12 protein-coding genes and 1 other RNA gene are annotated in these 12414 nt (G+C 61.4%); 7 read left to right on the top strand and 6 right to left on the bottom strand.

The window, feature by feature from the left end; genetic code table 11:
* Positions 1–8: 8 nt before the first annotated feature.
* The 5 genes from QM780_RS01715 to QM780_RS01695 form a co-directional block, all read right to left on the bottom strand.
* Positions 9–836, bottom strand: coding sequence for a TIGR00282 family metallophosphoesterase (locus QM780_RS01715; RefSeq protein WP_415068754.1), 828 nt, complete (start codon positions 834–836; stop codon positions 9–11).
* Positions 837–848: 12 nt separating this feature from the next.
* Positions 849–1424 (bottom strand): 5-formyltetrahydrofolate cyclo-ligase, encoded by a 576-nt coding sequence (locus QM780_RS01710; RefSeq protein ID WP_415068753.1) that lies wholly within the window; start codon positions 1422–1424, stop codon positions 849–851.
* A gap of 27 nt (positions 1425–1451) precedes the next feature.
* Positions 1452–1612, bottom strand: a non-coding RNA gene (gene ssrS / locus QM780_RS01705) — 6S RNA.
* 66 nt (positions 1613–1678) lie between these two features.
* On the bottom strand, positions 1679–1996 hold the full coding sequence (locus QM780_RS01700) for a cell division protein ZapA (protein ID WP_415068752.1): 318 nt from the start codon (positions 1994–1996) through the stop codon (positions 1679–1681).
* Between the two features lie 43 nt (positions 1997–2039).
* Positions 2040–2261, bottom strand: coding sequence for a hypothetical protein (locus tag QM780_RS01695; RefSeq protein ID WP_415068751.1), 222 nt, complete (start codon positions 2259–2261; stop codon positions 2040–2042).
* A gap of 283 nt (positions 2262–2544) precedes the next feature.
* Between QM780_RS01695 and gap the strand changes: the two genes are divergently transcribed.
* Together gap and QM780_RS01685 are read left to right on the top strand one after the other, a co-directional pair.
* Positions 2545–3555, top strand: coding sequence for a type I glyceraldehyde-3-phosphate dehydrogenase (gene gap, locus QM780_RS01690; protein ID WP_415068750.1), 1011 nt, complete (start codon positions 2545–2547; stop codon positions 3553–3555).
* Between the two features lie 78 nt (positions 3556–3633).
* Positions 3634–4668 (top strand): class I fructose-bisphosphate aldolase, encoded by a 1035-nt coding sequence (locus QM780_RS01685; protein ID WP_415068749.1) that lies wholly within the window; start codon positions 3634–3636, stop codon positions 4666–4668.
* 86 nt (positions 4669–4754) lie between these two features.
* On the opposite strand, the gene QM780_RS01680 is transcribed toward QM780_RS01685, so the two are convergent.
* Positions 4755–7187: a L,D-transpeptidase family protein gene (locus tag QM780_RS01680; RefSeq protein ID WP_415068748.1), complete on the bottom strand. Its 2433-nt coding sequence runs from the start codon at positions 7185–7187 to the stop codon at positions 4755–4757.
* A 313-nt stretch (positions 7188–7500) separates the two neighbouring features.
* Here QM780_RS01680 and QM780_RS01675 point away from each other — a divergent pair, with 313 nt between their 5' ends.
* The 5 genes from QM780_RS01675 to QM780_RS01655 all read left to right on the top strand — a co-directional run bounded on the left by QM780_RS01675 (position 7501) and on the right by QM780_RS01655 (position 12324).
* Positions 7501–8154: a thiamine phosphate synthase gene (locus QM780_RS01675; protein WP_415068747.1), complete on the top strand. Its 654-nt coding sequence runs from the start codon at positions 7501–7503 to the stop codon at positions 8152–8154.
* On the top strand, positions 8151–9239 hold the full coding sequence (locus QM780_RS01670) for an SEL1-like repeat protein (RefSeq protein ID WP_415068746.1): 1089 nt from the start codon (positions 8151–8153) through the stop codon (positions 9237–9239). Before QM780_RS01675 ends, QM780_RS01670 begins: the two co-directional genes overlap by 4 nt.
* An 85-nt stretch (positions 9240–9324) precedes the next feature.
* Entirely contained in the window at positions 9325–10122 is a 798-nt protein-coding gene (locus QM780_RS01665) for an inositol monophosphatase family protein (RefSeq protein ID WP_415068745.1), read from the top strand.
* Positions 10123–10239: 117 nt separating this feature from the next.
* Complete coding sequence (locus tag QM780_RS01660) at positions 10240–11292, top strand: flagellar motor protein MotA (protein WP_415068744.1); 1053 nt, start codon at positions 10240–10242, stop codon at positions 11290–11292.
* Positions 11293–11295: 3 nt separating this feature from the next.
* Positions 11296–12324, top strand: coding sequence for a peptidoglycan -binding protein (locus QM780_RS01655; RefSeq protein ID WP_415068743.1), 1029 nt, complete (start codon positions 11296–11298; stop codon positions 12322–12324).
* Positions 12325–12414 lie beyond the last annotated feature (90 nt).

The following is a 12414-nucleotide window of genomic DNA, read 5'->3' as shown; positions in this document are numbered from 1 at the left end:
GCGACGCTCTAAGCAGCCACCCAAAACGACGGCGTCGTCGGCTCAAGGTGCGGACCAAGCCTGAGCGGCGCAGCGTTGACCGCAAGCCCGGTACTGTCGTCGGTATCCACCGCAAACCCCGAAATCGTTCCCGGCCCGACCGCCGGCTCGAACCGGCCGCGCGGAATACGCGACAGGAACCTGTTGACCGGCTCGTCCGGCTCCATGCCGAGCACCGAGTTGTAGTCGCCGCACATGCCAGCGTCGGAAAGATAGGCCGTTCCACCCGGCAGCACGCGCGCGTCTGCCGTCGGTGTGTGCGTATGCGTGCCGACCAGCAGGCTCACGCGCCCATCGAGGAACACCCCCAGCGCCTGCTTCTCGCTCGTCGCCTCGGCGTGAAAATCGATCACCACTGCATCCGCACCCTGCTTCAGCGCGCACGCTGTCAGTTCTGAGTCGATGGCGCGAAAGGGGCAGTCGATCTCAGGCATGAAAACACGGCCCATCGCATTGATCACCAGCACCTCCGCGCCCTTCTTCGATTGCAAAAGCGTTGCGCCTTTGCCGGGCGTGCCTTTCGGATAATTGAGCGGCCGGATCAGCCGGTCGTGACGTTCGATGTAGACCAACGTTTCCTTCTGGTCGAAGGCATGATTTCCGAGCGTGACGCAATCGGCGCCCGCATCGATCAAATCGTTGAAGATTGCTTCCGTGATGCCGAAGCCGCCCGCCGCGTTCTCGCCGTTGATGACGACGAAGTCCAAGTCATAGCGCTTGATGAGCCCGGGCAACGCATCGCAAACCACCGTCCGGCCCGAACGGCCGACGATATCGCCGAGAAACAAGAGACGCATGAAAAATCCGGGCTAGAATTTTTTAAATTTTTGGGGCCCTGAGGGCGTCAGCACCCAATCGAGCTTTTCGTCATAGCTTTCGGCCGGCACCACGTCGACCCTTTGTTCGTCGTAGGCAAGCCCAATGGCGATGATCGGCTTCAACTTCCTTAATCTGTTGAGCGTCCGGTCGTAGAACCCACCTCCGTAGCCGAGCCTGTAGCCCCTTTCATCGAAGGCCAGAAGCGGTACGAGAACGATGTCCGGATCGACCTCGGGCTTGTCGTCGGTCGGCTCCGCGATGCCCCAGGCGGCAGGCGCCATGACGTCGCCGGGCGACCAGGACCGCATGACAAGCGGCTTACCCTTCCCCAGCATCACCGGCAGTGCCAGTTTCATTCCCTCCGCCTGCAGCCAAGCCATAAGCGGCGCCGGATTGATCTCGTCGCGGATGGCGGCAAATCCCGAAACGATCGTATCGGGCTTTATCCCAATGAAATCGAGCCCTTGCGCGGCAATCTTGCGGCTTGCCTCGGCTCCATGGCGCTCGAATGCCTCTTTCCGGCGAAGAACCGCCTCGGCGCGCAGCTGCTTTTTCGCTTCCGCCATTCCGTTTCGATCACTTGCCCAAAAAAGAGAAATGCCGCGAAGGCCGTTGGGATCATGAACCCGCGTGGTCCCTACGAGCGTAGGTGGGCACCATGTGTCCGGAGCCACGGCTCCGGTCAGGGACAGCACCCGTGCGGATCTTATAGGCCCCCGGGTCATATTGTCCCTGACGAGCCCCGCAGCACCGACTGATGTATGTGAGCGGGCGGCAAAAATCCAGAGCCGCCGCGGCCTTGTTCACGGGCCGAAGGGTCTCACCCCTTGGCCCGGCGCCGCTCCGGTTCCGCTTCCTCGTCGTCCGATTCGAGGCTGCGGATTGCGGCAGTCCGAAGCTCGGCCGCACTGCCCTCGAGCAGATCGTCGACGTCGGCACGGGTGTCGAAAAGCTCGTCCGTTATCATCAGCGCGGCCATCAAAATCAGGCGCTCGTCACCGATGGCCCCGTGCTCAATCACCAGTTCATCGAGCTTTGACTTGAAATACGAGACAATGTCGGACAGCCGCGCAACATCGTGCTCCTCGCATTGGAACCGATAGGTGCGCTGATTGAAGGTGAACGGGACCTCGGCCATAGTGCCCGGCAACCCGCCGGTCTCCCCTGAACGACGCTCACAGTCACTCGTTTCGCTGTAGACTATGGAGCGAATCGAGAACCCAATCAATGCGATTGAGAGCGTCCGCGGTCCGCTGCTCCAGCTCCGCTATGCGCTGCTGGGCGGTCGCGAGCTCAGCCCTGAGCCGCGCGTTCTCAGACTGCAAATCGACACTGCCTGTCGGCTTGCGGGCAGACTTCAAGTCTTCCGCACGCTTGATCTTAACGGTGTTGCGTTCAGTCATGGCCTCTCATCGCCCTCGCGGGCGACACGATTGACGCATCGATCACCTTTGCTTGTCGGCTAAGTTACGTGGCGAAGGTAAATGTCGTCAATAAACGAGACCGTGTTTGCCACCGGGGAATGAAAAGAATTCAGCGAGCGTAACATAACGCCCAGCCTTGCCTGATTGACAGGCGGCCACCAACTGACGTTAAAGACCCGCAAAACCTTGAGACTGATGGCATCGAGAGCAAAGTCTCGCTCGCGTCCGTCACAATTTCTCGATCACCGGAGGATCCCCCAGAATGGCTGTGAAGGTCGCGATCAACGGTTTCGGCCGCATTGGTCGCAACGTGCTGCGCGCAATCATTGAAAGCGGTCGGAGCGATATCGAGGTCGTCGCCATCAACGATCTCGGCCCCGTCGAAACCAACGCCCATTTGCTCCGTTACGATAGCGTCCACGGCCGCTACCCGAAGGACGTGAAAGTCGATGGCGACACAATCGACGCCGGCAGCGGTCCGATCAAGGTAACGGCGATTAAAAATCCGGCAGAGCTTCCGCATAAGGCTCTGGGCGTCGATATCGCGCTCGAGTGCACTGGTATTTTCACGTCGAAAGAAAAAGCCAAAGCCCATCTCGACGCTGGCGCCAAGCGCGTGCTCGTCTCTGCTCCCGCCGACAACGCCGATCTGACCGTCGTCTATGGCGTCAACGATGACAAGCTGACGAAAGACCATCTCGTCGTTTCGAATGCGTCGTGCACCACGAACTGCCTCGCCCCCGTCGTCCATGTGCTCCACAACGCCGTCGGCATTGCGCACGGCTTCATGACGACGATCCATTCCTATACCGGCGATCAGCCGACGCTCGATACACTGCACAAGGATCTCTATCGCGCCCGTGCCGCTGCGTTGAACATTATCCCGACGACGACCGGCGCGGCCAAGGCTGTCGGCCTCGTCATTCCTGATCTCAACGGCAAGCTCGACGGCGCCTCAATGCGCGTGCCGACGCCGAACGTGTCGCTTGTCGACTTCAAGTTCGTCGCCAAGCGCAACACGACTGCGGAAGAGGTCAACAAAGCCATCGTCGAGGCGGCCAAGTCGAACCGGCTGAACGGCATTTTGACGGTCACGAACGAAAAGCTCGTATCGATGGACCTCAACCACGACCCGTCGTCTTCGACCGTCGCCCTCGATCAGACCAAGGTGATCGACGGCAACTTCGTTCGTGTCGTCTCCTGGTACGACAATGAATGGGGCTTCTCGAACCGCATGGCCGATACCGCGGTCGCAATGGCCAAGCTGATTTGAATCTGATTTTCGGGCGGGCGCCATGAACGGCGCCCGTTCTTTTGAGTATTGCTGATAGAACGGCTTACGGAGGCAAACATGAGCGAAAAACTCGAAGATATCGCCCACGCGCTCGTTGCGCCTGGCAAGGGCATTCTGGCCGCCGACGAAAGCACGAGCACGATCAAGAAGCGCTTCGATAAGATCAATCTGACCTCGACCGAGGACAGCCGTCGCGATTACCGCGAAATGCTGTTCCGCGCGACCGACGCCATGAAGAACCACGTCTCGGGCGTCATTCTTTACGACGAGACGATTCGCCAGAAAGCCAAGGACGGCACGCCGCTCGTCGACATCATGAAAGCCGCCGGCTCGATCCCCGGCATCAAAGTCGACGTCGGCGCCAAGCCCCTTCCCGGCCCGACCTCCAAGATCGAGACCATCACCGAAGGCCTCGACGGCCTGCGCGAACGTTTCGCCGAATACCACAAGCTCGGCGCCCGCTTCGCCAAGTGGCGCGGGGTCATCACCATCGCCGACGGCCTGCCGAGCTGGAACTGCGTCAAGGCCAACGCCCACGCCCTCGCCCGTTATGCAGCACTCGCTCAGGAAGCCAAGATCGTCCCGATCGTCGAGCCCGAGGTTCTGATGGACGGCGACCATTGCTCGCACGACATCGACGAATGCTACCGCGTCACCGAATGGACGCTGCGCACCGTGTTCCGCGAACTTTACGACGCTCGCGTCAATCTCGAAGGCATCGTGCTGAAGCCGAACATGATCATCGCCGGCCAGAAGTCGCCGAAGCAGGCGAGCGCCGCCGAAGTCGCCGAAAAGACGGTCAAATGCCTGAAGGCAACCGTTCCAGCCGCGGTTCCCGGCATCGCATTCCTGTCGGGCGGACAATCGGACGAAGCCGCGACTGAGCATCTTTCGCTGATGAATGCCTCAGGCCCGTTGCCTTGGCCGCTGACGTTCTCCTACGGCCGCGCTCTGCAGGCTGCTGCCATCCAGGCATGGGGCGGCAAGCCTGAAAACGTCGCCGCCGGTCAGCGCGCGTTCACGCATCGCGCCAAGATGAACGGCCTCGCCGCCCTTGGCAAATGGGACCAAAAGCTCGAGAAGGCAGCCTGACGGCCTCTCAACTCTACCGAGTTCAAAGGAAAAGGGCGGATCAACTGATCCGCCCTTTTTTGATTTCAGATTTTCTGCCGCGCGGTTCAGTTCAGGAAGATGTTCTGCAGCGCGTCCTGAATCGGATTGCCCGTCGATCCCGATCCCGGACCGTTCTTCTTCGCATTCTTCCGGTTCTTCCGCGGCGAATCCTGAAGGTTGTCCGACCCCGCATCGACGGCGCTGTCGCCATAGCCGCTGGACCCGCTGGCGCCCGGCTCGGAAGCCTCCGTCGGATCGATCGCTTCCTGCGCCACGAAGCGCACTGGACGCCCGCGCAACGCCGACATCACGCGATCGTCGATGCCGTAAATATCGGAATAGGTGTCGAGCTGGCCGTCATCGCCGACACGCGCGGTGAAATAGACGAGATAGACCGGGATCTCCTTCGACAGCGTGACGCTGGCCCCGCTGTCCCACAGTTCACCGACTTTCTCGGGCGAATAGCCCTTGTCCTCCTGCAGGATCACCTCAGCGGTACGGCGCGGATCCTCGACGCGCATGCAGCCGTGGCTCAGAGCCCGCGAAGATTGGCCGAAAAGGTTCCGCTCCGGCGTATCGTGCATGTAGACGTCATGGCGGTTCGGGAACCGGAACTTCACCAGTCCAAGCGGATTGTCACCGCCCGGCGGCTGGATGAAGCTGTACTGACGGATGTCCGCCGTTCTCCAGTTTACGGTCGTCGGATCGATCCGCTGGCCGTTGTAATAGACTTGCAACTTGTAAGCCTGGATGACATCAGCGCCGGTATACCCAGGCCCGCCACCGAAAAGTTGGTCGAAGAACCCAAAACCAGAATTACCCGATGCCTGCCGAAGCCGCGGCATCAACTCCTTGGCCTTGATGCCGTCCGGCATGCCCCAGCTCGGCTTGAAGATCACGAATTGCATCTTTGCCGCCAGCAGCGGCGTCGGCCACGACGGCTGACCGACGATGATCTTCTGCTTGAGGTCAAGCCGATCGTCTTTCCAGATCTCGCTCGTGTACTCCGGGATGTTGTTCATCACGTAGAACTTGCCGAGATCGGTCGGTAGCCAGCGCCAACGTTCCATGTTGGCGATCAGCCGGTCGGTATCGCCCGAAGGATCGCGCCGCTTTGCCTTGGGCTGGCCTTGGCTGTTGAGCGCCGAACGCACGCGATTGGTCACGACGCCGTTCGCCTTCAGGCCGTTGTCCTGCTGGAAGGCGCGCACTGCATCTGCGAGCTGGTCGTCATAGAGATTTTCGTCGTCGGGATTGTCCGCCGGCACCTTGAGACGCTGGCGCAGCAGCGAGACCTGGTTGTCCTTGACGCCGCGCTTCAGCGACTTGCCGTTCGGCAGCTTGACGAGCAACGCCGGATCGACAGGTTCAGCCGGTTCCTCGGCCGCTTGGCCGCCCCGCGCCTTGAGCAACGCCTGACGAAGGCGCTCGAATCCGACATGCTTCGGATTGAGGCCACGCAGGAACGCGCCGGGATCGGAGGCGCTGGCAAGCTCTCGCATCGTGGCCTTCGGCTCTTTGACCGGCGGCTTCATATCGAGAATGTTGCTGAGCGACACCGGATCGAGACGTCCACCCCGCGCAAAACGTGCATATTTTAGCGCCGAAAGCGTCAACTGAGCCTCGGCCGCTCCTTCCGAAGCCGAACCGTTGCCGAGCGCCGGAATAGCGAACGCGGACGAATCGAGCCCCCAGTCATCCGCGCCCTTCAGCGTCGCGATGATTTCCTTGGCCTTGTGCGTGAACTCACCGCCCTTCACCCAAAGCGGTTCCTCATGCGAGTCGTAGTAGTCGCGTGCCGCCGCCACATCGTCGTTCGCACTTCCGCTCGCGAACGATTTGTCTGAGAGCTTCGATCGCGCAGCCAGAACCGCGGGATTGACAGGCGGCGGTGGAGGCGGCGCAGCGACCGTCGGGGTCGGCTCCGCAGGCTTCGGCTGCTGCGCGGTATCGCCCGCCGGAGCGGCGGGAGGCGTAGAAGGCGCGGCGGCCGGTGATGTCGCCGGCGGCGGCGTTGGCGCTGACGGTGCAGGCGACGCTGCCGGAGCCGAGCTATCGCCAGTGGGCGGAGGCGTGACGATTGCCGTATCGGTTTGAGCCGCTGGTGGCGTTGCTTCAGGTGTGACCGGAGCCGGACCGGCGGCGGGCGCTGCCTTGCTATCTCCAGTCGCAGCTTTGGAGTCCGAGGCCGGGCTTGCCGGCGGACTGACAGCCGCCGTTGAAGCAGGCGTCTGCGATTTCGGCGAGACGGCGGCCGGCGCGGCGTTCGTATCCTTGGGCGGATCGGATGACGTGGGAATTGCTGCAGTCGTCGCGGGCGTTGGACTTGCGGGTGCGGACGGCGCAGCAGACGGCTTCTGATCGGTTGGAAAATACGTCGTTGTTCCGCCGGGCGTCTCTTGCGTGGACGATTCCGCCATCACCAATGGCGCGGTTCCCGCCCAGCAAATCCCCAACAAACTGACGCCGAAAAGGCGAAGAGCGAATTGTTTGATCATTCCCCGTTTGGCTCCGATGGGCGAAAGAGAGCGGCATGCCGACCTTGCCGACACTACGTGAGCCCTCAAGTTGGCGGAAAAACGCCTAAACTCAGAGATAGGCGACCATGGCCCGTTCCCGCAGCTTGGTAAACTCCGCTACGGCGAATTTCCGGCGAAAAAACCGTGCTGTGGCCCTTAAAACCCGATTCGCCTTGAGTACAGCCCTCGATAACTGCAAGGCAGGGGACGAAACCTGACCAATTGACACGAGTTCTTGTTTCCGCCGCATTGCCGACGGATTTGAGCCCTCAAAAACCGGAGCCATCGACGCGTGTCGACCTCGACCAGTTTGTATTTGGATTTTCAACTCGATGATGAGACGGGCGCGAACGCAATGACCGCGCTTTCGGCGGCGATCGCCGCCGCCCCGATCGCAAGCGTATTGCTGAGGCCTGTCGGAACCGGCCATTGGAATGCCGGAACCGTGCGGCAACTCATCGGCTTCGCTCAAAAGAAGGACATCGCTGTGCTCGTACCCGCCGACATCGACGGCGTCGCCGATCTCGGAGCCGACGGTTTTCATCTGTCGTGGTCGGCTGATATCGTTCGCGCATTCAAGAATGCGCGAGCCTCTTGGCCTAACGCGATCATCGGCGCTGATGCCGGCCGCAGCCGCCACGACGCCATGGAACTTGGCGAAGCCGGCGCCGACTATGTGGCCTTTGGCATTCCGCCTCATGTCGAAGACCGCGCCAAGGCGACCGAGCGCCAGCTCGATCTCGTCGAATGGTGGAGCGAGGTATTTGAAGTGCCATGCGTCGCCTTCGATGTACCGGAATGCGATATCGCGCGCGCGCTCGCTGCCGCGGGCGCGGGCGCGGATTTCGTGTCTGTCCACGTATCGAGTTCGGACACCGAACAGTCTGCCGCCGCGCGCGTTCGCGCCTTTTTGGAAGCCTTGCATACGCAAGAGACGACTGAATGATCGTGTCGCGGACAAAAATCATCGTTCGCTTGGCTCTCTCAGCCGCATCCGCACTGAGCGCCGCTTCGGTTGCTATGGCCGAGAGCAGTTCGTGGTTCTCGCGAGATGAAACGACCGTGCCGAAGCTCGCTCCAAGTCTGAAAAAATCCGCGCCCGAAAGGGAAGCCCCGGCGCCAAAGGGCAATGGCATCGGCACGACGATCCCCTCGACCGTTCCCGCAACAGGCGACGACGCGGCCTATACCGCCTTCGATCAGGGCCAGTATCTGACTGCGCTGAAACTCGCGCAGGCGGCAGCCGCCCGCAACGAGCCGCAGGCCAACACCCTCATCGCACGCATCTATGCCGAAGGCCTCGGTGTCCCGAAAGATGAGAAGAAGGCCTTCGACTACTACAAGCGTGCGTCCGACCTGGGCGACATCCAAGGCACGTTCGCCCTCGGTATGTCTTATGCTGAAGGCAAGGGCGTCAAAAAAGATTACAGGCTCGCCGGCGACTTTTTCGAGAAGGCCGCGCTGACCGGAAACGCCGACGCCAATTACAATCTCGGTCTTTTGTTTCTCAACGGCACCGGCAAGCCGCTCAATCCGATCCGCGCCTTCCAGCACATCCGCTATGCCGCCGAGAAAGGCATCCCGCAGGCCGAGTACGATCTCGCCGAGCTTTATCAGAGCGGAACCGGCGTCGATGCCAACGCCCTCGAAGCCGCCAAATGGCTTTCGCGTGCAGCAGACCACGGCCTCGCCGTCGCCAAATACGATTACGCCGTCCGCCTTCTCCAAGGCTTCGGCCTGACGGCGGACGAGCCCAAGATCCCCGCGCTTCTGAAGTCCGCCGCGGAAAGCGGCATTGCCGGCGCCCAAAACCGGCTGGCCTACGTCTATCTCGACGGCATCAAAGTCAAAAAGGACCCGATCGAGGCCGCCAAATGGCGCTTGATCGCCCAGAAGAATGGTTTCGAAGACAAGAATTTCGACGAGATCCTCGCCAAAATGTCGAAAGGCGATCGCCTGAAAGCCTCGGTCGAAGCCTCCGCCTGGATAGACCGCATCGCGGTGGATCCCGAGATGTCGGCGGTTCCCTAGGCTTTCCGTCGCCTTGCCAGGAATGTGAAGAGCCGCTAGAGCGCGCGTCTTGCCCTTTCCTCGCGCCACTTCCGGACATGATGCCATGAGCAGCAACGTTTCCCCGACCCTGAACGTCATGATCTCCGCCGCCCGCAAGGCCGGGCGCAGCCTCATCCGGGACTTCGGCGAAGTCGAAAATCTGCAGGTTTCGATCAAAGGCCCGGCAAACTTCGTCTCCGCCGCCGATCACAAGGCCGAAGACATCATCTTCAAAGAACTGTCGAAGGCCCGTGTCGGCTACGGCTTTCTGATGGAGGAGCGCGGCGAGATTATCGGCGCCGACAAAACGCACCGCTGGATCGTCGACCCCCTCGACGGCACCACCAACTTTCTGCACTCGAATCCGATGTTCGCCGTCTCGATCGGATTAGAGCGTGAAGGCCAGCTCGTCGCCGGGGTCATCTACAATCCTGCCAGCGATGAGCTGTTCACTGCCGAAAAGGGTAAGGGCGCCTATCTGAACGACCGCCGCCTGCGCGTCGCCGCACGCAAGTCGTTGGGGGATGCGCTGGTGACGACCGGCATTCCCCACCGCGGCCGCGAGGGTCACCCGCGCTTCCTGAAAGAGATGGAAAAGCTGATGGGGGAAGTCGCCGGCATCCGCCGCACCGGATCGGCAGCCCTTGATCTAGCCTTCATCGCGGCCGGCCGCTTCGATGCCTATTGGGAGCATAATCTGCAACCCTGGGACGTCGCAGCCGGCGTCGTCATCGTCCGCGAAGCCGGTGGCTTCGTCAGCGACCTGAAGGGCGGCGACAAGATGATGGAGACCGGCGACGTCCTCGCGGCCAATCTTCACCTTCACAAAGCTTTCGGGTCCGTGCTTTTCTCCAAGGGTTGACTGAGGCCAGACGCCCCGTCGTTGTCGGAACTCCGGCTTGATGTTGCCGGTTTTAGATGACACAGCGTTGCGCTAAGGTCTCGCAATGGGACAGCGGGGACGTTCCGGAGACGACGAATGGCCAAGATCCGCCCGGGCGATGCCTCGGCACTCGCGCCGGTTTCACGGCGCCTGACACCACCCGGTGTCTTTCTGCTGCGCATGACGATCTTTCTGACGTTGGTGGGCTTCCTTGTAGCCATCCTTTTTGATCAGCTTCAGCATTCCTTTCTCAACAATCCGGGATTGAACGGCCTGATCCTCGGCACGTTGTTTCTCGGCATCATCTACGCCTATCGCCAGGTCTTCCGCCTTTACCCGGAAATTCGCTGGATCAACGCCTTCCGCATTTCCGACCCCGGCCTGACGATCAGCGCCCGCCCCGTGCTGCTCGCCCCGATGGCGACCATGCTCCGAGACCGGACCGGCACCCTTTCGCTAACGACGGCGGCCATGCGCTCGTTCATGGATTCGATTGGCTCGCGCCTCGATGAAGCCCGCGACACCGGCCGCTATCTCGTCGGCCTCCTGGTCTTCCTGGGATTGCTCGGAACCTTCTGGGGCCTGCTCGAAACCATTCAGTCCGTCGGTCACGCCATCGACACACTCGACAGCAAGGCGACCGACAACGTCCAACTTTTCAGCGATTTGAAAGCCAGCCTTGCCGCGCCACTCCGAGGCATGGGCACGGCGTTTTCATCTTCGCTGCTTGGCCTTTCTGGCTCTCTCATACTGGGCTTCCTCGAACTCCAGGCGAGCCATGCCCACAATCGCTTCTATAACGAGCTTGAAGAATGGCTCTCGGGCATCACCGAACTGACACCCGCGAGCGGCGTGTCGTCGAGCGACTACGTCAACCGCCAACTGCTGTCGGCCGTCGTCGACATGCAGCGCTCGCTTGAAGACTTCACCAACCGTATCGTGGAGCAACCCGTCGCGACCGCGAAGCCCGCCCCTCCGCAGGGCCAGGATGAGGTCCGAGATCTGGCGCGCGGCGTCAACCAACTCGTCACACAGATGCGGACCGAGCAGAAAGTCGTGCGCGAATGGGTCGACGAGCAGGCCCAGCAACAGGCCGAGGTCGCCAGCATGCTGCGCAGTCTCGCCGACGCGATGAAGCGCGGGGGCTAACCGATGGCGCGCGGACGTTCCCGCCGCGGCGGCGAATACGGCGAGTTCTGGCCCGCCTATGTCGACGTGCTTTCGACGCTGCTCCTCGTCGTCACGCTGCTGATGTCCATCTTCATGATCGCGCAGTATTTCTCCGCCCAGGAAGTGACCGGCAAGGACTCCGCGCTCCAGCGCCTGACGCAGCAGATCAGCGAGCTCACCTCGATGCTCTCGCTCGAAAAGGGCAAATCGCAGTCGGCCGAGGATGAATTGGCCGCGCTCCAGGCGACGCTCAATTCCCTCAAAGCCGACAACGAGAAGCTGACGGGAGCTGGACTTGGCGCCGACGAGCGCGCCAAGACCGCCGAAGGCCAGATCGCGGGCCTCACGGCCGAACTCGACAAGCAGAAGAGCATTTCGACCGAAGCACTTTCGAAGGTCGACCTCCTGAACCAGCAGCTTGTCGCCCTTCGCCGCCAGATCGCTGCGCTCAACGACGCGCTCGAAGCTTCCGAGAAAAAAGGCGCTGAAAGCGACAAGACCATCAAGGATCTCGGCGCCCGCCTCAACACCGCGCTCGCCCAACAGGTGCAGGAACTGAAGCGATATCGCTCCGACTTCTTCGGCCGTCTTCGCGAACTGCTGAAGGATCGAAAGGACATTCGCGTCGTCGGCGATCGTTTCGTGTTTGAATCGGAAGTGCTGTTCGCATCCGGCTCGGCGACGTTGACACCGGAAGGCATGGCCGCGATGGACCAGATCGCCGAAGCGATCGTCGAGCTTCAGAAAGAAATTCCACCTGACATCGACTGGGCGCTGCAGATCAACGGCCACACCGACGCGCGTCCGATTGCGAAAGCCGACTTCCCGTCGAACTGGGAACTGTCGACCGCACGCGCCTCATCGGTTGTGAAATACCTCATCTCGCGCGGTGTACCGGCGGATCGTCTCGTCGCTGCGGGTTATGCGGAATTCCAGCCGGTCGATACCGGCAACACCGAAGAGGCGTATCAGAAAAACCGGCGCATCGAGCTGAAGCTCACCAACCGGTAGTCCGTCGTGGCTCCGCACGGCGCGAAACCCGGCGCACATTCACATCAAGCCATGCCGAGGAAAGAGCCGATCCAGCGCACGATCTCTGCA

Source organism: Hyphomicrobium sp. (assembly GCF_047600905.1).
Lineage (GTDB): Bacteria > Pseudomonadota > Alphaproteobacteria > Rhizobiales > Hyphomicrobiaceae > Hyphomicrobium_B.
This window is presented reverse-complemented; position numbering and strand designations above follow the sequence as displayed.